The organism is Chryseobacterium sp. JK1 (assembly GCF_050632815.1).
GTDB lineage: Bacteria > Bacteroidota > Bacteroidia > Flavobacteriales > Weeksellaceae > Chryseobacterium.
The window spans coordinates 239,441-262,932 of sequence record NZ_JBODRU010000006.1 but is presented as its reverse complement, the minus strand read 5'-3'; the positions used below and the strand labels follow the sequence as shown (position 1 = coordinate 262,932).

The window sequence follows — 23,492 nt, the reverse complement described above, 5'->3', positions numbered from 1 at the left end:
TTGAAGTTTTTTTTCGTCTCTATCTTTATGAAGCTATAATGTCTATGCTTATCTAAAAGCTCTTCTGCGCTACTGAATGTCTTTCGTTTTTCAGTGGGGCAAAGATAGATACTTACTACACACTACGCAAGTTTATTTAACATAAATATTACATTTTATTAATATTAAACCTTAAGACACTGGAAGGCAGGGAGAAAAATTTTAAATAGAACTTACACTCAAAGCCTTTATATAAAGGTAATGAATAAGAATCGGCTTTAAGCAGTGATTATTTAGGTTGTTCTTCCTTATAAATTGCGCTTAAAAATTCAGCGTAAGACTTTTCTAAGCCAATAATATCTCCTGATTTGAGATTTAAACCACCTACACCGGAAGTATCTGACTTAACTTTTAGAGCAGAAATCTGAAAATAGACATTCTCATCACCTGCTTTGGACTGAGTTTTTATCGTAGAGCCTAACAATTTCTTTGTGGAAATGGTATACACTTCTCCCGGGACTGTTTTTAATTTGAGAAAAGATCTTGGCGAAACGGTATAATCTTTTTTGTTAATACTAATCTTCTGATCTTTTTCTGAGGAAGCGAATATATACATCTCTTCGCTTTGCTTTTCCAATTTTTCTTTAGGAGTATAGTATAACGCAATTTTATAATTGGAAGGATTGAAGGATTGTGGAGTTCCATCAATATTTTCGAATGGCTTTACAGTAAAAGTGTTTGCTCCAATTTCTTTAGCCTTTTTATAAATCATTGAGAATACAAGAGCATCATCTTTAGAAAAGCCCTGCACTTCCACTTCTCCCAGGTAAACAGCATCTGTAGCTGATTCACCTTTTTTATAAAAGAATTTGTCTGAGTTGTCATTCGTTTTCTCAACTTTACTCAGATAGACGTTCTGTGCACTCCAAAACTGGGCGCATACTAAGGAAAGTATAATTGCTATATTCTTCATATATTATTGTTGGGAAAGGATGTCAACACATTCTTCGAGGCTGTTTTCCCAATGTTTTGGTTCTATTTTGTAAACTTCTTCAATTTTATCTAAAGACATTGTGCTTCTGACAGGTCTTTTAGCCGGCGTTGGATACTGCTCTGTCGTTAATGGATTCAGCTGTATTGAAGATTTAGAGAATTCTGCAATTTTTTTCGCAAACTCGAACCATGTAGTTTCAGGATAGTTTGAGAAATGAAAAATTCCATACGCTTTAACTGGAGACTTAATGATATCCATTATTGCTTCTGCAAGGTCATTAGCATTAGTGGGCTGCCCAAACTGATCTGCAACGATCCCTAATTCTGTTTTTTGGGAGAAAAGATTCAACATTGTTTTAACAAAATTCTTGTTGAACTCAGAGTAAAGCCAAGATGTTCTCAGAATAATGGTTTGAGGATTTATTTCCAATGCCAATTCTTCACCTTTTCTTTTAGACTCCCCATACACCCCTATCGGATTGGTAAAGTCATCTTCAGCATAAGGCAGATTCGTACTTCCATCAAAAACATAGTCTGTGGAAACATGGATGAAGGTCGCTTTATGGTCAGCAGCAGCTTGTGCCAGGTGGGCTACCCCATCTGCATTCACAGCAAAGGCTTTATCTTTTTCAGTTTCTGCAAGGTCTACAGCTGTATAGGCTGAAGCGTTGATACAGTAATCGGGTTTGTTATCATAAAAGAAATCATTAACCTGTTCTTCGTTGGTAATATCTAATATGGAAGAATCTGTAAATACAAACTCGTATTGATGTTCAAAGTCCGGAGCAATTTTTCTGATACAGTTTCCTAACTGTCCGTTACTTCCTATTACTGCTATTTTTTTCATTTATATATTATTAATTTTAATTATCAAAATCTTCTTTATGAAACTAAGCCACTAAGAATTTTTTGCATTTTGGGATCTTAGAAATTTTACTCTTGACTGGAAATCCTTCTGGATTAAATCTACGTAGAATTTATCGAATATCTGTTTTATATCTTCAGGATGAACTTCTGATTTTCTCGTTTTAACATTGAAATAAATAACGGTTACCCAAAGTACAGCATGAATGGTTTTCTCATCCAGACTTTTCATCAGGATTTCCACTTTAGCGGTTCTATCCTGTACATCGATGGTTTTGCTGCTGATCACCACCTGGGTATTGTATCTTACTTCTTTTATATAAGCAATCTCATTTTGAATTGCAATCCAGGTACAGCCAGTCTGCTTAGTATATTCTTCGTAGGTAAATCCGTAAAATGTTTCTACATGATCTTCTCTCGCATTGAACATATAATCCAGATATTTTACATTATTCAAATGTCCGATCGGATCACAATCACTAAACCTAACTTTTACCGTGGTTGATACTTCTTTTTCCATTCCGCAAAAATAAAAAAACCACCTCTAAAAGAGGTGGTTAGTTTTATAAATCTTTGTTAATTTGCTGAAATTACTGAATTCCTAATTCTTTTTTTACAGCTGGTGTAGCATCTGCTCCTGCTTTATAAAGGAACGCAGGTGAGTTTGCATCCATAACGTATTCGTAGCCGTTAGCTTTAGATACTTTTTCAACAGCGTCGTTTAGTTTTTTCTCAATAGGTCCGAAAGCCACTTCTTGTTTAGCTTGTAGGTCTTTTTGAGCTTTATCCTGCATTTGAGCTATTTCTTCCTGAATTTTTTGTAATTCAGCTTCTCTAGCTTTGTTTTCGTCTGCAGTTTTCTTAGGAGCTTCTTCAGTATATTGCTTTAATTTAGCTTGTCCAGCGTCAGCTTTTTTCTTGATCTCAGCTTGTTTTGTATCTAAGAATGTTTTAAGATCAGCATCTGCTTTCTTTTTCTCCGGCATTGCATTAAGAACTCCTATTACATCTAAAGTAGCAATTTTTTGAGCTTTTGCCATACCTACCGATACAACCATCATTACTGCTGCAAATAATACACTTAATTTTTTCATAACTGGTAAAATAAATAATTTAATTTGTTTTTAGATTTTAAATTTAAGTAAAAGTTAATTGATAAAAAATTACTTTTTACTTTTAGTAGTTTTATCTTTCTTTTCGGTTCCTTTAAGCAGGATACTTAATACCTTTTCTGTATAATCGTATTTTCCCTGAAGAAAAATAACACTAATGTTATTGCTTTTATCAAGAACCATGCCCAATCCGTTTTTTTCCGCCATGGTTTTGATGGCTCCCCAGATCTGATCCTGGAACGGAACAACAAGATTTGTTCGTAGTTTAGTAATTTCACCATTAGACCCAAATCGTAAGCTGGTAGTGGTTTTGATGTTTTTATCAAGATCTACAACTTCTTTTTCTCTAAGTTTAAGCTGATCTCCTATTAATAATACTTTTTCACTTTCAAAAGCAGCTTTCTTACGTTCGTATTCAGACTGTAGACTCTGAAGTTCTGTCTGCCAGGTATCAATCTGGGCATTAAGTCTGGCCTCGGCTTCTTTATACTGAGGCATTTTATTCAGAATCTCATTGGTATCCACTACTCCTATTTTCTGGGCATTACTGAATCCAAAAATAAGAAGCATTACGAATGTGAAAGTTACTTTAAAGTTTTTCATGTTTATTATTATAATGTTTGGTTCATCAAGAAGTGGGTTTTTCCACCAGATTTTTCTCCTGAAATTGTTTTATCAAGTCCAAATGCGAAGTCAAATCCGATCAATCCAAATGCACCCATGTATACTCTTACTCCGACCCCTACAGATCTTTTCAGCTGGAATGGGCTATAAGAACTCCATGAATTCCATACGTTACCTCCTTCAGCAAATGTCAATGCATAGATTTTTGCTGTCTGGCTCATTGAAATCGGGTATCTCAATTCTAAAGTAAATCTGTTATAGATTGTTCCTCCCCCGGTTTGAGTAATATCTTCCGGCTGGCCACCTTCTGTACTGGCATTTTCATAACCTCTTAAAGGAACCAGTTCTCTACCGTCATATCTACCCCCGAAAAGTCCAGTTCCCCCCATATAGAATCTTTCAAAAGGCGGAGCACCCAAGTTGCTGTTATATCCGTCCATGAATCCCATCTCTGCAGATGATCTCAATACAAGTTTTCCTACGATCTCGTTGTAAACGTCAGCTTTGAACTTGATCTTGTAGAATTCCATCCACTTATATTTATCAAGTGGAGACATATTAGCATAGTCTTTTTTCTTAAACAGTGAATATGGAGGAGTCAGTTTTGCTGATAACTCAACATTCGATCCCATTGTCGGGAAGATTGGATCAATACCTGCTGAGTTTCTGCTCAATCCAAGGTTGATACTGAAGTTATTGGCAGTACCATTATTTTCTGTTGTATTTCCAAACTGGAAAGGATAGTTGTTGAAGTCATACTTCTGGAACTGAAGTCCTGTGTACAGTGAGAAATAATCATCCGGCCAGTTCAATAGTCTGTTTAAACCAGCTGATGCGGAGAAAATATTAAGCTTCTGTGCAGTACCGTAAGTATCTGTATATCTAACTCTAGAATTATTTAAACTTACAGAAAGTGCGGTAGCTCTTGTTCCGAATAACCATGGTTCAGTAAATGAAACACCATAGTTCTGGAAGTATTGCCCTGCCTGAACCTGAACAGAGAAGGTTTGCCCATCTCCTTGCGGTACGGGTTTAAAGTCTTTAAACTTAAGGAAGTTTCTCAGAGAGAAGTTATTGAACGTAAGCCCAAGAGTTCCAATAAAGCTGTTACCACCGTAACCTGCCTGTAACTGGACCTGTGAAGATCCTTTTTCAACAAGTTTCCAGTTGATATCTACTGTATTGTCCTGTTGATTTGGCTGGATGTCCTGACCTACCTGTTGTGGATCGAAGAACTGCATACCTGCCAAATCAAAAAAGGTTCTTTTGATTTCAGTTTTCTTGAATAACTCTCCCGGTCTTGTTCTTAATGCTCTAAGAATTACGTGGTCATGGGTTGTTGTGTTCCCTTGCCATGTTACTTTATTCCATGTAGCCTGCTCTCCTTCATTGATTCTTACTTCAAGGTTTACGGCATTTCCGTTCACCGATTTTTCAACAGGTGTAACATTCGAGAAAAGGTATCCGTTGTTCATATAAACGGATTTGATATCTGAATCATCTTCTTTACCACCGTCTTCACCCACTTTTTTGTTGAATCCGACTGCATCGTAAATATCTCCTTTTTTATATCCTAATAGTCTCTGTAAATATTCTGTAGCGTATACTGTATTTCCGGTAAACGTAATGTCTCCGATGTAATATTGTTTACCCTCGTTAAGTTTTACATTGATCTCGTAGTTGTTTCTTTTATTTCTCCACACAGAATCTGAAACGATTTTCGCGTCTCTGTATCCCAGGGAATTATAATAATTGATAAGACTCTGTTTATCTTCCTGATATTTATCTTCAATGAATTTTGAAGATTTCAAGATTCCTCCGATTCCGAAACGTTTCTGTTTCGTTTCTTTAAAAGCCTTATTTCTAAGCTTACTGTCGGATACTGTTTCATTTCCTTCGAATTCAATATGATCGATCTTGATTCTTTTACCTTTATCTATATTGATCGTCCAGTCTACTAAAGAAGGATCTCCAGCATTTACTTTATCTTCAATGGTGATTTTAGCATCTGCAAAACCTTTTTTGATATAGTCTTTAGGAATATTGGTTTTAAGACTTGAAACCAAGTTCTGGGTGATCTTTGTTCCCGGCTTCAGATTGTTGTCTTTTGCCAGTTTTTCATTTTTAGATTTACCGATTCCTTTCCCTTTGAATTTAACTTCTCCAAGTTCTTTAAGGTCTTCCAGGTAAAATTTCAAAACGACAGTCTGACCTTCAATACTTTGAACATAAACTTCCACTTCAGAAAAGGATTGGGTATCCCAAAGCTTTTTCACAGCGTTGCTGATTTTCTGTCCTGGAATGTCTACGCTTTCTCCTTTGGTTAAGCCTGTAAATCTTAAGATCTGAGCTGGTGTATATTTTTTTACCCCATCTACAACGATGTCTTTAAGTGTATAAGTGCCTGCCTCATTTTCTGCGTGTACAGCATTATTTACTTTTGTGCTGTCTTGTGGAGTTACTTGTCCATAAAAATGTGCAGAAGCAGCAAACATAATGATGGGTAATAGTCTAAACTTCATTTTATCGAGTCTTTCTTTTCTTTAAATTTATTGGCCTTGTATCTGCTCGCCGGTGAGTCCATATCTTCTTTCTTTGTTTTGATAATCAACAATACACTGGAAGAAAATATCTTTGCTGAAATCCGGCCATAGAACATTTAAAAATTGTAATTCTGCATAAGCAATCTGCCAAAGAAGAAAATTACTGATTCTTATCTCGCCACTGGTTCTGATCAACAGATCCACTGGAGGAAAATCTTTGGTGTAAAGGTAGTCTTCGAAGAGCTTTTCGTCAATATTTTCTACGTCTACTTTTCCTTCTTTTACATCGGAACTTATATTCTTTACGGCATTTAAAATTTCGTTCTGAGAGCCGTAGCTTATTGCCAATACAAGGTTTCCTTTTGTGTTTTCTTTTGTAAGCTCTACCACACGCTCCAATTGTTCTCTTACTAAGGTGGGCAGTTTCTCCAGATTTCCTATAACGTGCATTCTTAATCCTTTGCTGAAAATTTCTTCTGCTTCAAGCAGCAGGGTTTCTACAAGCAAATTCATAAGGGTATTCACTTCTTCAGTTGGACGGCTCCAATTTTCTGAAGAGAATGTATACAGCGTTAAATAGGGAATATGGATCTCATTACATGCATTAATGGCATTTCTGACTGCATTAATGGCATTCTTGTGACCGAAAGTTCTTTCTTCGCCACGAGATTTAGCCCATCTTCCATTACCATCCATAATGATGGCTACGTGTTTTGGTAAATTCTCAGAATTTATTTTTTCTTTAATCAACGACATATTATTCACAATAACATGGAGGTCTTCCGAACGAATATGTCAGTCCTAGACTGAAAGTATTCATCCAGTCATTGGATCTGTCATCTCCAATATTTCTCTTTTTAATAAACTCTTTTTCTCTTTCCTGAGATACGGCATAATAATTTCCTGACTGCAATAATGATCCTCCTGTAGCGGGGTCCAAAATATCTGCATTGAAAGATGTTTTTACATCTTTGGAAAGAATTTTGCTATGATCCAACTGATCCGTCAGGGTATATCTAAATGTAGCTTCTGCAAATATAGCCCATGAATGGTTGAATTTATATTTTAAACCTACACCAAAAGGGATATGCATGGTTATTTTCTTCCCTAATGAGTAGCTGGCAGTAGTATTAAAGTCCAATTCATTGATAGGAGCCATTGCTACACCATCAGCATCCCTTCTAAAGTCATTAACTAAAGTAGCTTTGGGTGCATCAAACATTAAAGCACCAATACCTCCAAAAATGTAAGGGCTCAACATACTTATCTGCTCGTTATTCACAGGGAAAAAGTTGTATTCAAACATTAAGCTTGTCTCATATACATTGTTTTTCCCGTATGAGTTTCTATTTCTTCTATAGTCTTCTTTTGCCGCTTTATCACTAAACTGGACTTGGTTGTAGCCTACATCCAATCTGATGGTTTGATGCGGATTAAAATTAAATCTGTATAACAATCCTCCATAAAATGGGATGCCCCAATCTGACACTCTGTTTAAATCCAACGGCTTCTGTAAAATATAACTTGTCTTTCCTACATCTCCCACTAGGTTACTCATACCTAGACGAACCCCCAATTCGTTTCTTTGTGCTTTAACACTTACCACTCCAAGGAAGGCAAGAAAGCTAAACAATAATTTTTTATTCATAAAAGAATATGGATTTATGGTTATTTTAAAATTTAATTTTTGCAAATATAAAACATTTTTATATTAATGATAATCTTAATGTTTAGTTAAAAATAAACAAAAAAACATAATTTGTTATAAAGTAAACGGCAAAGTGTCAAAAATATTCTTTTTTTCACACTATGAAAATACATGAAGTATGAAAAAACCCCCATTAAATGAGGGTTTAATGCTTTATTTTTTATTGAAGAATCTCTGAATTCTGTTTCTGACTCTGATTAATAGAGGTTCTTTATAATTTTTATCTTCATCAAAATAGCCATAGCCATATCCGTAACCATATCCGTAACCGTAGCCATAACCATATCCCTGTTTTGTATTATAATCATTATAAATAAGTCCAAAATGACTGATTTCATCATTATGATATTTCTCTGTAATCATTTTCAACATATACTTTTCAGTATATTCATGACGTACAACATAGATGTTAGCATCCGAATGTTTCATCAGTTCATAAGAATCCGCCACTAATCCTACTGGTGGAGAGTCTATAATAATGAAATCATATTTCTCTTTCAATTCTTCTATGAATTTAATGTTTCTCTGACTCATTAAAAGCTCAGAAGGGTTTGGTGGAATAGGTCCTGAAGTAGCTACATCAAGATTCGGGATTTTTGTTTTATTGATAATTTGATCTATACTTACTTCTCCCGTAAGATAGTTGGATATACCATATTTATTATCAATATTAAAATCACCAAAGATCTTAGGTTTTCTAAGGTCCATTCCGAGAAGAATTGTTTTTTTATCACTTAATCCTATTACCGAAGCCAGGTTGATGGAGATGTAGGTTTTCCCTTCTCCACCAATGGATGATGTGATCAGGATTACTTTTCCTTTTTCGTCATCATTATTCATCAAGAACCTCATATTGGCTCTTATTCCTCTGAATGCTTCTGATACGGATGATTTTGGCTGCTCCAACACCGTAAGCATATTTTCATTACTGTTGTTACCGATTACTCCGAGAAGCGGAATCTTAGTTGCACTCAGTAATTCTTTGATATTTCTGATCTTATTATCAAAGACTTCCCCTATCAAAATGAATAATAATGGTAATATAAGCATCCCTGATATAATGGCTGTTTTTGCCAATTTAACATTAGGACCAATAGGGCCTTGTCCTAAATTCTTCGCTGGGTCAATGACTGTAATATCAGATTTATTGGTTGCAACATTCATTTGGGTTTCATTCTGTCTTCCCAATAGACTGTTGTACGTTGCTTCAATCATATTATAGCCTCTTTCTGCATCCAGATATCTTCTTTCTTTATCCGGGAAGGTCGCCAGGTCTGAATTAGCTATTGCTACTTCGCGATCAATTTTACTGATCTCATCATTATATTTGGTATAATAGTTTCTCAAGCTACCGGATGACCCCATTTTTGCCTCATTGATAAGTCTATTGATCTCCTTCATCGGCTCTGAGCTAGGCTTATAGATGGAAGCCATTTCCTGTCTTTTAGCATATAAGGCTTTAAGCTCTGTAACTGTTGCTGTGAAAAAGCCATCTTCAAAACCTGCTGCATTTGTAGCGATCATTTTATCAAAATTCTGAGACTGCAGGGTATTTCTGATATTATTCAGTGAGCTCAGTTTACTCAGGATATCTGCTTTTCTTCCTTCAAGTTCTTTGATCTTGTCTAAGGCTCTTTCGTCTCTGTTTTTAATATTATACAGTTTTTCTGATGTTTTTAAATAATTCAGAACTGCTGCGCTGGAATCCAGTTTTTTACGAATATTATCCAGGTTCCCCTGTAGATAAGCTTCTGTATTTTTGTTAACGGTATTCTTATCTTCAAGTCTTTTTTTCTGTAATTCATTTACCGATTTATTCAGGAAGTTTACCGTGTTGTTTAGGTTAAACCCTTTTTTGGTAATGATCATAATGGTAGAGATCTCTTTATCAAATTCTACTCCTATGGTTGAAACAATATCATTAACAGTCTGGTTTACAGAACCTAAACTAATAATAACATTGCTTAATTTAATATTTGTCGCTTCCGGGTTCTGGACTAGCTTAAATCTCAGGTTGGGAGAAGTATACCACTCGTTAACCTTAATAATTTTGTTGGCAGGTCTCTGATACGCATTAATATTTTGAAACCCTTCTACATCATAGCTATAAAGATTGGTAGACTGTCCTTCTTCCGGTAATACCACTTCATAAGAATTGTTTCCTTTTGGCAATATCGTAATTGGATAGTTGATCTGCTGAAGGTGCTTTTTATCAATTTCAAGGAAGATTGGTGAATCACTTTTATCCAAATAAGTAGATTTGATGACTCCTTTAGTAGAGTAATTCACAAAAAGGTCCAATTCTTTCACCAAAAATTCATTATGGGACCTCGAAAGAAGCATTTTCTTCAGGTAGATTCCATCCTGATTCCCGCCTTGTCCCCAGATAAAGTTGATAGATTGGTTTGGGGTAAAATAGCTGGAAGTATTATTGGAAATACTCAACGAGAGGTTTGAAGCATATATGCTTTGTGCATAATATTTAGTGTATACCCAAGAAATGGAATAACCGATAAACAGCATGAAAACAAACCAATACCAATTCTTAAGTATTCTTCTTAAAAAATGCTCGATATCAAACAGTGCAAATGTCCCAAACTTTTCTTTTTGAGCATCGCTTTTTACTACTTGCGTGTCTTTTCCTGGAATCATGATTAAAGATTTTTTAGAAGTAAATAAATAGACAACGCTGTGGTAATTACAGAAACTCCTGTAACCAAAGTCTGAATAGGATCTTTTCCGAATCCATTTAAGCTTTTCGCTCTTGTATTCAGGTAAATTTCGTCTCCGTTTTGCACGTAATAGTAAGGAGAGTTCATCAGATCTTCACGGGTAAGGTCTATTTTAGCTATTTTGATTCCTTCAGGAAGTTTTCTGTGGATAACAACTTCTTTTTTATCGATCGTTCTGTTCAATCCGCCATTAATAGCTAGTGCTTCGGTAATGGTAAGTGTATTTTTATGAGCAACTTTTTCTCCGGAAAGACCTGTAGTTTCAACATCCCCAAGAATATAATAGGTAATACCGTCTGTATTCAATCTTACTTCAGATTTACCTTCCTGGAAGTTTTCATTTACTTTTTCCTGTATTTCTTTTGTAATATCATCAAGGGTTCTTCCTTCTGCCTTGATGTATCCTATTCCAAAAACATTGATTTCACCATTGGTGTCAACCTTTAAGCCATTAAAATAGAAGTTGATATTTCCTCCTCTCATCCCAGACGAAGATCCTACACCGGATGCAGCAGTACTCATTACTCCAGTGGCATTTGTTCCTCCTGAAGTATTGTAAGACGAATAGAATTGAGCAGCATCACCTTTGGGAGTTGTGACAATATTAAGATTAAGGATATCATTTTTTGTAATCCTGTATATAGGAATATTATAGGGAACAAGACCCTCTTCGTTAATCACGAGACTTTCACTTGGCTGCAAGTACCTGACATCCTTTGTTGTGATACATGAGGTAATTAAAAAAGGGAATATTAAAAATAAATACTTAAAGTTCTTCATCATATTTGAATATTGTTTACAAAAGTAATATTTAATTGTTAATTTTTGTTATTTCTTAATTTATATAGCAAATCTGGCAGATAAGCCCCGAAAAAGCCCAATGCAACGACGACGACTAATAATAAATTGATATTAATATGTCTCAGATAATAAGCAATTCCTACAATCATGAGATAATAAAGGATGATATAGAAAGTAGATCTTCTGTGGGTAAGATCTAGTTTCAGCAATTTATGATGGATATGATTTTTATCCGCATCAAATGGAGATTTTTTATTATAAAGCCTTACTATAATAACATTCAGGGTATCTACAATCGGAAGAATAAGTATTGCGACGGCAACTACCGGTGCAGACTGCAGGTGATATCTTGGTACATTGATCAATTTTTTATCAATAAAAATATCAATAAAACAAATGGAGGTAAAAGCTAGCAAAAAGCCTAGCAGCATAGATCCTGTGTCTCCCATAAATATTTTATTGGTTCTGTAATTCGAAAGATTATAGTATAGAAAGGCTAATACCGTTCCTATAATGATCACGGAAAGCACAACCAAAGGATAATTATATTCTCCCAAACGGTAATAACTTATCCCAAACAAAGCACTGCAAATTACAGAATATCCTCCTGCCAGACCATCTATCCCATCAATCAGGTTAAATGCATTAATGAGAATAATAAAGGTAATAATACTGAAGAGCACACTTACAAAGTACCCCAGTTCATATACACCGAATATCCCAAAAAGGCTTCTGATTCTTATATCTGAGCCAATCACAACGAGGGATGATACCAGGATCTGAGCAACAAGCTTCTTATAAGCCCTCATCACCACAATATCATCCATTACTCCTACATACAGCAGAATAATAAGTGATGCAAACAAAAACTTATACAGATCGAAAAGCTCGTAGGCAAAAATAGAGGTACATATCCCTATTGAGTAAAAAATAGCAATTCCGCCCAAATTGGGGATTTTTCTAAGGTGCGAACTTCTTATTCCAGGCTCATCCATAAGATTCTTTCTTCTTGAAATCTTTACGATGGTAGGAACGGAGAAAAAAGTAATTAAAAAGGAGAATACAAAACCTAAACCTATCTTTACGTAGAAAATAGGTATCCCCGATGCGCTTAAGAACAATTCAAAATTTTTCATTTTTTTCTTATCCAGTACTTGTCCTCTTCAAAAAATACTATACAGCCATATACAAGAACAGGCTCATCACTATTTTCTATTGACCGAAACAATAGCACTTACATTTGTGTTTATATTAATCTTCTTATCAATTTCTTTTGCCCTGCAAAAAATAAGAGATAAAAAATCTTTTTCTTCAAGGGCAAAGATAAAAGATAATTCTTACCAAAACGATTATACTTCAAGATATCTTGAATTTTTATCTGTCTTTCTCTCATAAAAACAGCCAGCTGCTCAGACATTTTATAGAACAATTCTTCATTTTTCACAAAGGCCAGATATGCAAGAAAGGAATATATTCCTTCAAAAATCTGAAAATTTTTCAGTTCTTCTTTTTTTCGGGAATATTGGGATTTCTTAAAGGCAAGTTCAACATCTTTCACAGCTTTAAGCATATCAAGTCCTTTTTCCGTATGTGTTTTTGTGATAGAATCTGAACGTTCAAAGTATTGATAATGGAAACTCTGTGTCTGAGCTATGGTATCGCATTCCAGTAAAAGCTGGGGAACCAGCTGAATATCTTCAAAATGGACACCTCTTTTAAATCTTTTATGGACAAAAAGTTCTTTCTTAAATAACTTGTTGCATGCAAAATAGCTTACATCAGAAAAAACGGAAAAATGCTCTTCAAGAATGATTTTCTCAGGCATATTGGAAAGCTGAGTGAGTTTTTGGGTTACTTGGCCTTTTTCATCTACTTTCTGGATATTACAGATCACCATTTTAGACTTGTGCTTTTCTGCGAGAAGGTACATTTCTTCAAACATGGTTTTCTGTACATAGTCATCGCTGTCTACAAAACCTATATAATCACCGGTTGCATGGTCGATTCCAAAATTCCGGGCATCGCTCAAACCACCGTTTTCTTTAGAAAAGGCTTTTATTTTTTCAGGATGCGTCTGTGCAAAATGTTTGATAATTTCATCAGATTGATCTTTGCTTCCATCATTCACTACAAGAATTTCGATATCCTGAAGACTTTGATGAACCAAAGAGTCCAGGCATTTTGTCAAATAATTTTCGACATTATAAACGGGAACAATGATGGAAACTTTTGAGGGAACGTTTGTCATACATTAAAATTTCGTCAGTCTTGCATTCAACCAGCCTTTTTTAGCATCATCAAAATCTCTTCTTGAGCAGGGAATGCAATTGTCTATATTTTCATCATCACCAAAATACCACAAATTACTGAAAGTATCACGCTTAAATGCATATTGTCTGTCATCCACCAGAACATAAAACATTTCATAGTGTCTTTCTTTGGGGTGTGACTGCTGGATATTAATTCCTTCAATCAAATACCAGAGCATTTGTGCGAGGAGCTGGTGATTCAGCTGGTTTTCAGAATAAATGTTATAATTAAAGATTCCTACGGATTTCAGGTTTTCACTCAATCCTATTTCTTTCATGTAAGCACAGACTTCTCTCCTATTCAATCCGTTTACCTGTGGATTCATGGAAAAAGGTTCGCTAAAACTTTCAATAGCATCACAATTTACGGTAACAAGTTCTGCTTTTCTGAAGAAAGGTTCTGTTTTTTCGGTAGAATTCATCATTTCAGCCAGTCGGATGATATCAAATTCCACTTCTTTGATGAGCCTTACAGAATCCATTTCGTTTAAATGCTTCTGATATCCTAAGTGATGGTAATTTTTAATGGAAAAATTCTTCGCTCCGAAAATTTTACTTAAAAAGGTATGTTCGTTGATGGTTTCCCCCTGTTGAAGAGAGATAATATTGCTGATCTGCGTATAATTAATGCTTTTCTGATGAAAATTCAGTGCAGAAAAAAGGGAGAAAGCAAAATCATTGGAGCCTCCGATAATCACCGGAAGGGCTCTCTTGTAATGGCAGGCAGAAAGAACCTCCTGCAAAATATAGTGAGTGTCCTGAACAGATCTTCCGGATACCAGATCTCCAAGGTCTACAATAGGAATTTCAAAATCCAGCTGCGAAAGTTTGTAAAATTCGGTTCTTACGGATGTGAAATCCTGTACTTCCGCCTCTCCGCCAGCTCCTCGGTAGTCGGATATAAAAAGGAGAACAATACTGTCTTCTTTAATATCTTTTGTAATACGGTTCCCTATCTGCCAGCTTTCTGACTTGAAATTTCTTGGCGAAATAATAAAGTCTTCAAAATCCATATTTTTATTTGAAATGTGATGATTGATTAATTACTTGATATAACAAACATACAAAAAAAGCCTTCCAGGAAGAAGACTTTTGGGAAGATATAGAATTTTTTCTTTATTATTTTTTTGTGAACTTTGAAACCGATTTTCCTTTTTCTGTCTGAAGACCAATAAAATACACTCCAGAAAACAAACTTCCTACATCAATTTTGCCTTCTGGCAATTGAGCTTTCGAATGCATTATTTTTCTGCCATTTAAATCATAAATATCATAGCTCAGTATTTTTTCACCGGACATAATATACAGAAAATCTTGAGTCGGATTCGGATACAGCTTAGCACTTTCAAGTTTTACTTCTGAAGTCTTCAGACTGCTTGCATTAAAAAAATATTTACGGGCTGTTCCCACATATTGCGTTTGTGCACCGTACCAAATTGAATAAACTCCAAATAATACTATTGAGTTTCCATATAATTCGAAGCCTGCGTTGTATACAAATGTATTCAGCATTTGTGGAGTAATTATTTTACCATTAAGTCCAAAAGAATTATCCAGATTACCATCTTCATCCATCTTTAAAGCATAAGTATTGTACCAACCTGTTCCTGAGATCATAAATGTATTATCAGGAAGACGCAACACTTTTACCGGAGTTGAATCAGACTGAACAGGAGTAACACTTATTCCCGTATTCTTAAATGTGGTATCCAACGTTCCGTTGGCATTCAGTCGATAACTGATTAAACCAAAACAATTATTTCCATTACAAATACTTCCGGAGGTGAATCCTATTATTTTTCCATTATTCAGAAACATCAGGTGAGCACTCCCATCTACATTCTGGCCAACCGAATACAGGAAAGTTCCTGCAGTTCCAAAAGAACTGTCAAAACTTCCGTCAGACTGGAGTTTGGTAACAACAATTCTTTGATCACTCACAGCTACTATTTTTTGACCTGCTATAAAGATTTCATTATTATTTTTTACTATTACTTTTATGTATCGATAAGTAAAGCCTAAAGCTAATGTTCCTCCGTTTCCGAAAGAAGAATCCTGAGTCCCATCTGGTAAAAGGCGAACAAGGCTATAGTCTGAACCTGAATTGGAAGTCGTGTATTTCAGAAGATAGATTCTCCCATTCTGATCTATATCGATATCTGCATAGGATGCCGACTGAGTATAGGGGTTAAAGCTACTTATAAAGTTCCCGTTTTCATCTATTTTTTGTATTCCTCCAAATCCTATATCCATGATGATATAATTACCATCCCCTGCAGGTTTTATACGTCCATAGTTTTTCTGGGAAAACAACTTATACCCGGTACCATTAAAAAATGAAGTATCTAAAACACCATTGGAAGTAAAGCGGGCAATAAAATTAACGCCTACCGCTAAAACCTTTCCGTCAGGAAGTTTTGTTGTAGCTTGAATATTTAGCCCTCCAGACATTTGGCTCCCATTATAAAAAGCAAAGTTGGTAGATCCATTATTTACACCATAGGATGTATCCAGCAGGTTTTCCTGAGCAAAGGTATTTAAAATGATGAAAAGGCCTAAAAAAGATAGAATTTTATACATAAGACTCAATTTTAAAATGATGTTTCAGGTTATTATATTAGTTTTTAAGCGGCCAAAGTTAAAAATTTAATGATAAATAATAGCGTGATAAATATTTTCTTCATAATTTTTAAATATAAAGCAGCTCAACTACTTAATCAGGAGTTTTTTATTTTCAATAACTTTATAAAAAACAAATCCGTCTCACAAAGTATGTAAGACGGGTTTTTATTTTAATTCGTGTATTTGCCAATTAGCATTTTCCGAATGACTGGCTGATAATTGTAATTCCTGCTATATTAATAGTAACTCTGATTCCGGTTGGAATTCCCCAGGTAGTACATATAGACAAGCAAGCCTGACCCGCAGTTCCGTTTGGAATACTCAATGGTATACTGAAACAGTATTTACCAAATCCTAATGGTAAGTTGATACAAACTTTGTTGTTTTCAACTGTAATGGAGATACATTCTGCCGTTACAAGAAGATAACCTGCGCTTGCGTTCGCAAGGCTTAAATCTGAATCTGCTCCTGATGAACGACGATTTGCCTGACTGTCTTCGTGAGATCTTTTTGCTGCTTCTAATGCGTGAGAAATTGCTTCCTCGCTAAATTTAAATTCTGCCATGATTTTTTTTAGTTTTGTTTTCTTACTCGTTTGGCTTTTCAGAATCCGCCTCGTTTTTAAAGTGGTTTCTGAGCTCCACTTTCTGTAATATTACGATGTAAAACTACAGAATTAAAACACTGTATATCAAAGCATTAGTACTGAATTTTATATTTAGGTATTTATACTTAAAGCCAAGTGATAGCCGAGCGCGAAGAGATATAAATCTCGTTGATGTGAATTTAATTAACGTTTAGCAGTATCTATTTTTATTTTTTTTGTAATAATTGCCCATAAAAAAAGCACAGACTCAATCTGTGCTTTTCTATTATTATAAAAGGCTGTTTACTTTTTTGCTGCTGGTTTCTTAGCAGTGGTAGTAGCTTTTTTAGCAGTTGTTGTTTTCTTGGCAGCGGTTGTTTTTTTAGCTGCAGGCTTTTTCTTTTCAGCAAAAGCTTTAGGATCTTGATCTGTGATCCATTTTTTAACCTCATCAAGAGAAATTTCTTTCAACTCTTCTCCTTCATATTTGGTATCATCAGCTTTCTTCGGAATCTTGAACATTGCTTTCCCGAATTTAATGAAAGGACCCCATCTACCGTTTTCGATGGAAATTTTTTCTTTTTCCCACTGTTGAATGTATCGGTTGGCTTCTTTTTCAAGTTTGGCATCAATCAGTTCGTTGATATCACTCTGAGAAAGATTTTCAAAGTCATATCTCTTCGGAACGTTTACAAAGATATCTTTGTATTTGATGAATGGACCAAATCTTCCTGAACCTTTTGTTACCGGTTCTCCCTTGTATGTAGCAATTGGTGCATCAGCAATTTTCTTCTCGTTGATAATTTCTTCTGCGCGTTTCTGATCTACAGAAAGAGGATCTTCTCCTTTCGGAATACTGATATAGGTTTCCCCCCATTTCACATAAGGCCCAAATCTACCTACCCCAACAGAAACCGACTGTCCATCAACTTCATTAAGATCAAAAGGCAGTTTGAATAATTCTAAAGCTTCTTCAAAAGTAATGGTTGCAATATTCTGTCCTGCCATTAATGAAGCAAAGATTGGCTTTTCTTCATCTTCTGTCTCTCCAATCTGGATCATTGCTCCGAATCTTCCGATTCTGGCGTGAACATTTTTACCGGTTTTTGGATCTACTCCTAAAAGCCTGTCTCCTGTTGCACGGTCTGCATTTTCTTCTACATCTTCAATTCTCGGGTGGAATTTTGAGTAGAAATTCGTCATCATTTCTTTCCACTTCTGATCTCCACTTGCAATTTCGTCAAAACTTTCTTCTACTCTTGCGGTGAAGCCATAATCAAGGATTTCTTTGAAATTATCTGTAAGGAAGTCATTTACTACTTCACCTATATCTGTAGGAATGAATTTATTTTTATCTCCTCCAAATTTTTCTTCAAGAACTACTTTCTTGATCTTGTCTTTTACCAAAGACATTTTGATTACTTCACGGGTATGAGGTTCAATCTCACGTTTATCCACATATTCTCTGTTCTGAATCGTCTGAATAGTTGGCGCATAAGTAGATGGTCTACCGATTCCCAGTTCTTCCAGTTTTCTTACCAGCCCAGCTTCGGTGTATCTTGCACTTGGCCTAGTGAATTTTTCAGTTGCTGTAATGGTTTTATAACTTAATATTTCCCCTACTTTTACTTTTGGCAACAATTTTTCGTTGTTTTCTTCATCATCCTCGTCTGTTTTTACAATACCGTAAGCTTTCAGGAATCCATCAAATATGATTACTTCTCCCTGTGCTTCAAAATGATGTGGTAATGTTGCATTTCCGATCTCAATCACTGTTTTCTCAATTTTAGCATTAGCCATCTGAGAAGCAAGTGTTCTTCTGTATATAAGCTGATAAAGTTTATTCAGTTGTGCATCTCCTATACTTTTTACGGCGAAATCTGTCGGGCGGATCGCTTCGTGAGCTTCCTGTGCTGATGCAGATTTCGTTGTATAATTTCTTGGAGAAGAATATTCTGCTCCGTATTCTGAAGTGATCTGCTTTTTGGCTCCTTCAATTGCTTCCTGAGAAAGATTCACGGAGTCTGTTCTCATATAGGTAATAAATCCTTCTTCATAAAGCCTTTGGGCCAAACGCATTGTATTGGTTACATTATATCCTAATCTTGAAGAAGCTTCCTGCTGCAATGTAGAAGTTGTAAAAGGAGCTGATGCGGAACGTGTACCTGGTTTGGTTTCAACATTCAGAACTTTGAATTCTGTAGTTTTAGCCTGTTCAAGGAACTTTTCTGCGTCTTCTTCTTTTTCGAAGTCTTTTTTAAGTTTGGCAGCAATTTCCTGCTCGGTTTTATTTAAGAAGATTCCGTCCAGCTTAAAGCTTGCTTTTGGGGTAAAATCGCGGATTTCTTTTTCTCTTTCAACAATGAGTCGTACTGCAACAGACTGTACCCTCCCTGCCGAAAGTCCTGGTTTTACTTTCTTCCATAATACAGGAGACATTTCAAAACCTACGATTCTGTCCAGCACTCTTCTTGCCTGCTGAGCATTCACTAAGTTCTGGTCTATATCTCTCGGATTGTCGATTGCTTTTAGAATGGCGTTTTTGGTAATTTCGTGAAAAACAATTCTTTTTCTGTTTTCCGGCTTCAGTTTTAACTCATCTGCTAAGTGCCATGCAATAGCTTCTCCCTCGCGGTCTTCATCGGAAGCCAGCCACACCATTTCTGCTTTCTTTACGGCAGCCTTCAGTTCGGTCACCAATTTCTTTTTGTCTGCTGAAACTTCGTAATCAGGACTGAATGTAGCAAGATCGATCCCCATCCCTTTCTTAGGTAAATCACGGATATGTCCGAAACTGGATTTCACTTCAAAATCCTTTCCTAAATATTTCTGAATAGTTTTTGCTTTGGCCGGGGACTCTACGATTACTAAATTTTTCGACATTCTAAAATTTTTGCAAAAGTAAAGCTTTTTTATTATATACTTTTTGTTAAACAGTTTTAATTTAACAATCGACAGAGTTTATGTCTCCTGGCAGCAGCCTTTATACAAAGAACCAATCCCTTTGTACTGTAGGTTTTAGCTTATTATATGATCTGTTATATTAAATGATATAGAATTTTTCATCAGGTATTATAGACGTAAAATATATGTATAAAGGTCGAATACCGAAACAAAACACTTACAAGCACTCATATCACACTCATTATCAATAGTTAACGTTTTATTATTTTCACAGCAGTATCTGAGTGATTGATCCTTATTAAATAGACGCCTGCATTCAGAGAAGAAACATCAATTTGATCATCTTCAAATTTTCCGGATTCTACAAGCTGACCCAAGGTATTATAAATTTGAAACTCATGTTCCTCACTTTCCCCACCTCTGAGATAAAGAATTTTAGAAACAGGATTTGGATATAATGTAATTTTGTTTTCCTCTGTTCTCATTTCTGTATTCTGGGTACTCAAGGTTGGACTGCTGAAAACAATTGGTCTTCTGGAAGACGGACCTTCTTCATTCCCATTATCATCATACTTTATTTTCACACATCTGCATGACGCTCCAAAATAAGGATCATTATTGTCATGGAAAGCAATCATTCTGTTGGTGGTAGGCGCTGCATCAAAAAGTATATTGACTGATCTTCCCAGATAATTGGTAGCTAAAGCAGCCGTCCATACTGGAGAATATTGAAAATTGATTATAGTAAAGGTTCCTTGTGGAGATTGGTTCGCTATGACACTTCTAAATCCACGGGCTCCGGAATCCGGATAGTTGCCTACCGGATACAAGGAATTATTAAAGATATATCCTACTGTAGAGTTTGCGCTATTTCGCACTCTGCCTCCCAAATAATCTGTAGCAATGCTGTAAGAGGTTGCTACATTTTTATCTTTTTTGTACCAGGGAGATTGTCCAAAATCCATTCCTGAAACCAATGCAGTGTTGGTTACATCCGGAATTCGCCATCCTTCAGGGCAAGGATCAAACGGTGATTTTTTACCCCCTCTTCCCCATCTTTCTAAGGCAAGATTAGGTTCTTCAGCTAACCAGTCGGATCCATTGGTATAATTAGATGTAGCACTGTTAAAGGGGGCAAATGTGCTCGGAATCATAAAGACCAAAGGATTTCTGACAGAATAGGATAAGATTTTAGAGACTTTGTCAATGGTTTTATCATTACTCAGAACATTGGATGCGGCAGCGTAGGTGTTGTAAGGTATAATATAGTTTCCCGGGAAAGTATTATAAGCAGAGGCTGTTAACGGAACATAGGATACAACGCCATTTGCTGCTGCATTTCCTGAAAATATAGAATACGAACTTCTATTATCTATATATTGAAATGTTGGAATAGGGTCTTTCCTTCCCCATTGGTAATGTAAACCTCCCGAAGCTCGTATTTTTCCAAGCTCATCGGCAGTGGGAGAAAGAGGATTTGCAACAATCGGAAAAACATCTGCTGCCCCAAGGTCCCGATCCATAAAAGTAGTCTGTAACGGCACATCTGCTTTAGCAGTATAATTCACATAATTCACAGCTACTGACACAGGAAATTCTGTGGTGTAGGTATAAGATCCCACCGGAGAATCGGTCACCCAGATATGCCAACTCCAGTATATAGGATTAGATATACTGCCATTATGTAATGTTACTACGGCATTTCCACTTTGGTTAGGGGTAATTTCCACGGAAATCTTAGAATTACTGATATCTTGAAGAGAGGTAGGCGACGGGTTCACCACTGAAATTTTATTGATAAGATTTATATTGGTCGTCCAAAGGACATTTGCTTTTAAATTATTGAAATTGGATGGATTTATGATTTCAGTATTATTTAAAAACTGATTCTGCATAGAAAAGGCTTTACTTACCGGAATTTCTATTACAGAAGATGATGCATTTTTAACGACCTGATAACTGTTGGGATTATTAATTCCTTCCCTATATTCTGTCACTGCAGGAAGATATTCTGTAGGAAAATCATAATCGTCGATGATATATAAAGGATCTTTTACACATCTGCAGCCATTGGCATCAGAACTGTACATTCCAGACAGAGGAAAGTAATAATACCGACCTTTAATATCAGGGTAATTAGGATCCGGAACATCAGGCTGTGTTTTATCCGGAATCATTGAAAGCCCTCGAATACTTACAGCAGGAGAAGTATCAAAATGTCTTGTGAGAGTGGCCGTCCACAGAGCGATATGGTGCTGATCACTATATTGTCCCGAGTGAGCGGCTCTGAGAAGCTGTCCGGTTCCGGGAAATATGCCCATATTATATCCGCCGATATTAGAGAGATCAAAACCCCAATTGGGATATATTTTAAATCCTGTAAGGAAAGCAGGAGCTCCGGCATCTGTGGGTTTAATAATATGATACTTATTGGTTTCAAAAATATTCTTACCCATATTGGTTCTTACTCCAAAAGGAGAGAAATCTATTCTAATATCATCCACATAAGACGAGGAAGCCAGATTAGCGACCAGTGCAGAAGGTATCCGCCATCCATTGGGACATGGATCATAAGAAGATTTGTCTCTGTAAGGTTTTGCGCTCGTATCGTTGTTATAAGCTGTTTCAATTTTACCCTGTGCGTTATCCGACCAAAGATTAAGCTCCGAAAGCCTGTTATCTGGAAGCGATGTAGATCTTCCAAACCAATTAACAGGCAGATTAACATTGTTATTGTAATAGGCCTGACCAGAGTTATCATTTTTGTTAATATAAATAAGGCTTAAAGGATTTTTCACAGAAAGCCTGATATTACTTGTTATCTCTGCATTGGAAAGAAGGATAAATTTTCTCAGATCATCTATACTCGCTGCATTGGTCATATTCTTAGCTCCACGATGTCTTACTCTTCCGATAGATCCTGAAACCTCATAGAAATCATTTCCCCTTGTAACGAGTGGCGGGATAGGATCTTTTCTTCCCCACTGATAAAGAAGCCCTATGTTTCTGTTCCAATCTGATGACGTGATAGAAGGGGAAAGCGCTCCCAAATTTCTATCCATCCATTTCCAGTCTGAGTCCGGAATCACTTCCGTTGTTCCATCAGATCTCATTCTTTTTAAATTACTAAAGCTTTTGTAAGAACTTCCATTAGAAGGATCGTCCGTTACCCAAATGTGCCAGCTCCAGTAGATTTCTCCATCCACCCGGAAAGCAATAACTGCATTTCCTTTTTTCGCTTTATTGATCGGAACTTTTATCTTAGCCTCCTGCCCTGTTCCCAAAATCTCCAAACCATAATTTGCTCCTGACCGGATAAGCCCATGAGTATCTTCCCAAAGTACATCAGCTGTTACTACTCCTGCAGGAATACCGTTTCCGCTGAGATATCCTCCTCCTTCCCACATAGCATACGCTTTTCTTACAGGAACCCACAACCCAGCATCGTTTTGGCCTGGATCAAAAATATAGCTATTGGGTGCTTTTTTCCAGTCCGCAAGTATCAGACTTTTATAATTAGTCTTCCCCAACGAGTCGTTTTCTTTGTGACTCAATTCCTTATTGACATATTTTCCCGAGGGAAAACTTCCCTTTAATAAGATGTTACTTTTAAAACAAATTCCCATCAACACTAGGCAAAAAAATGCCGCTAATTTTTCAACTAACTTATTCATATCTTGTGGATTTGGGTGTATCTACATTGAAATACAACTAT

Annotated in this window: 17 protein-coding genes; all 17 read right to left on the bottom strand. The window is 36.0% G+C overall.

What is annotated here, in order from left to right; all coding sequences use genetic code 11:
* Positions 1-268: 268 nt before the first annotated feature.
* Positions 269-952: a hypothetical protein gene (locus ACQ76T_RS23100; protein WP_431345548.1), complete on the bottom strand. Its 684-nt coding sequence runs from the start codon at positions 950-952 to the stop codon at positions 269-271.
* A 3-nt stretch (positions 953-955) separates the two neighbouring features.
* Positions 956-1,819 carry a dTDP-4-dehydrorhamnose reductase gene (gene rfbD / locus ACQ76T_RS23095; protein WP_431345547.1) on the bottom strand — a complete coding sequence of 288 codons (864 nt, stop codon included), beginning with the start codon at positions 1,817-1,819 and terminating at the stop codon, positions 956-958.
* A gap of 51 nt (positions 1,820-1,870) precedes the next feature.
* On the bottom strand, positions 1,871-2,356 hold the full coding sequence (locus ACQ76T_RS23090; protein WP_431345546.1) for an acyl-CoA thioesterase: 486 nt from the start codon (positions 2,354-2,356) through the stop codon (positions 1,871-1,873).
* Between the two features lie 70 nt (positions 2,357-2,426).
* Complete coding sequence (locus ACQ76T_RS23085) at positions 2,427-2,930, bottom strand: OmpH family outer membrane protein (protein ID WP_431345545.1); 504 nt, start codon at positions 2,928-2,930, stop codon at positions 2,427-2,429.
* Between the two features lie 69 nt (positions 2,931-2,999).
* Positions 3,000-3,551, bottom strand: coding sequence for an OmpH family outer membrane protein (locus ACQ76T_RS23080; protein ID WP_431345544.1), 552 nt, complete (start codon positions 3,549-3,551; stop codon positions 3,000-3,002).
* An 8-nt stretch (positions 3,552-3,559) separates the two neighbouring features.
* A complete protein-coding gene (gene bamA / locus ACQ76T_RS23075) occupies positions 3,560-6,094 on the bottom strand; it encodes an outer membrane protein assembly factor BamA (RefSeq protein WP_431345543.1) in 2,535 nt (844 codons plus the stop codon).
* A gap of 27 nt (positions 6,095-6,121) precedes the next feature.
* On the bottom strand, positions 6,122-6,871 hold the full coding sequence (locus tag ACQ76T_RS23070; protein ID WP_431345542.1) for an isoprenyl transferase: 750 nt from the start codon (positions 6,869-6,871) through the stop codon (positions 6,122-6,124).
* A gap of 1 nt (position 6,872) precedes the next feature.
* Positions 6,873-7,763, bottom strand: a complete 891-nt coding sequence (locus tag ACQ76T_RS23065; protein WP_431345541.1) for a DUF6089 family protein — start codon at positions 7,761-7,763, stop codon at positions 6,873-6,875.
* Between the two features lie 213 nt (positions 7,764-7,976).
* Positions 7,977-10,475 carry a polysaccharide biosynthesis tyrosine autokinase gene (locus tag ACQ76T_RS23060; RefSeq protein ID WP_431345540.1) on the bottom strand — a complete coding sequence of 833 codons (2,499 nt, stop codon included), beginning with the start codon at positions 10,473-10,475 and terminating at the stop codon, positions 7,977-7,979.
* Positions 10,476-10,477: 2 nt separating this feature from the next.
* Positions 10,478-11,338, bottom strand: a complete 861-nt coding sequence (locus ACQ76T_RS23055) for a polysaccharide biosynthesis/export family protein (RefSeq protein WP_431345539.1) — start codon at positions 11,336-11,338, stop codon at positions 10,478-10,480.
* Between the two features lie 35 nt (positions 11,339-11,373).
* Complete coding sequence (locus ACQ76T_RS23050) at positions 11,374-12,492, bottom strand: glycosyltransferase family 4 protein (RefSeq protein ID WP_431345538.1); 1,119 nt, start codon at positions 12,490-12,492, stop codon at positions 11,374-11,376.
* A 110-nt stretch (positions 12,493-12,602) separates the two neighbouring features.
* The gene (locus tag ACQ76T_RS23045) at positions 12,603-13,604 is read right to left on the bottom strand and encodes a glycosyltransferase family 2 protein (RefSeq protein ID WP_431345537.1); all 1,002 of its coding nucleotides are present in this window, start codon (positions 13,602-13,604) and stop codon (positions 12,603-12,605) included.
* Positions 13,605-13,607: 3 nt separating this feature from the next.
* Positions 13,608-14,678 (bottom strand): formimidoylglutamase, encoded by a 1,071-nt coding sequence (locus ACQ76T_RS23040; protein WP_431345536.1) that lies wholly within the window; start codon positions 14,676-14,678, stop codon positions 13,608-13,610.
* A gap of 106 nt (positions 14,679-14,784) precedes the next feature.
* Entirely contained in the window at positions 14,785-16,245 is a 1,461-nt protein-coding gene (locus tag ACQ76T_RS23035; RefSeq protein ID WP_431345535.1) for a T9SS type A sorting domain-containing protein, read from the bottom strand.
* 232 nt (positions 16,246-16,477) lie between these two features.
* Positions 16,478-16,852, bottom strand: coding sequence for a hypothetical protein (locus ACQ76T_RS23030; RefSeq protein WP_431345534.1), 375 nt, complete (start codon positions 16,850-16,852; stop codon positions 16,478-16,480).
* A gap of 324 nt (positions 16,853-17,176) precedes the next feature.
* Complete coding sequence (gene topA, locus ACQ76T_RS23025; protein ID WP_431345533.1) at positions 17,177-19,756, bottom strand: type I DNA topoisomerase; 2,580 nt, start codon at positions 19,754-19,756, stop codon at positions 17,177-17,179.
* A gap of 272 nt (positions 19,757-20,028) precedes the next feature.
* Complete coding sequence (locus tag ACQ76T_RS23020) at positions 20,029-23,451, bottom strand: T9SS type A sorting domain-containing protein (protein ID WP_431345532.1); 3,423 nt, start codon at positions 23,449-23,451, stop codon at positions 20,029-20,031.
* Between the last annotated feature and the right edge of the window lie 41 nt (positions 23,452-23,492).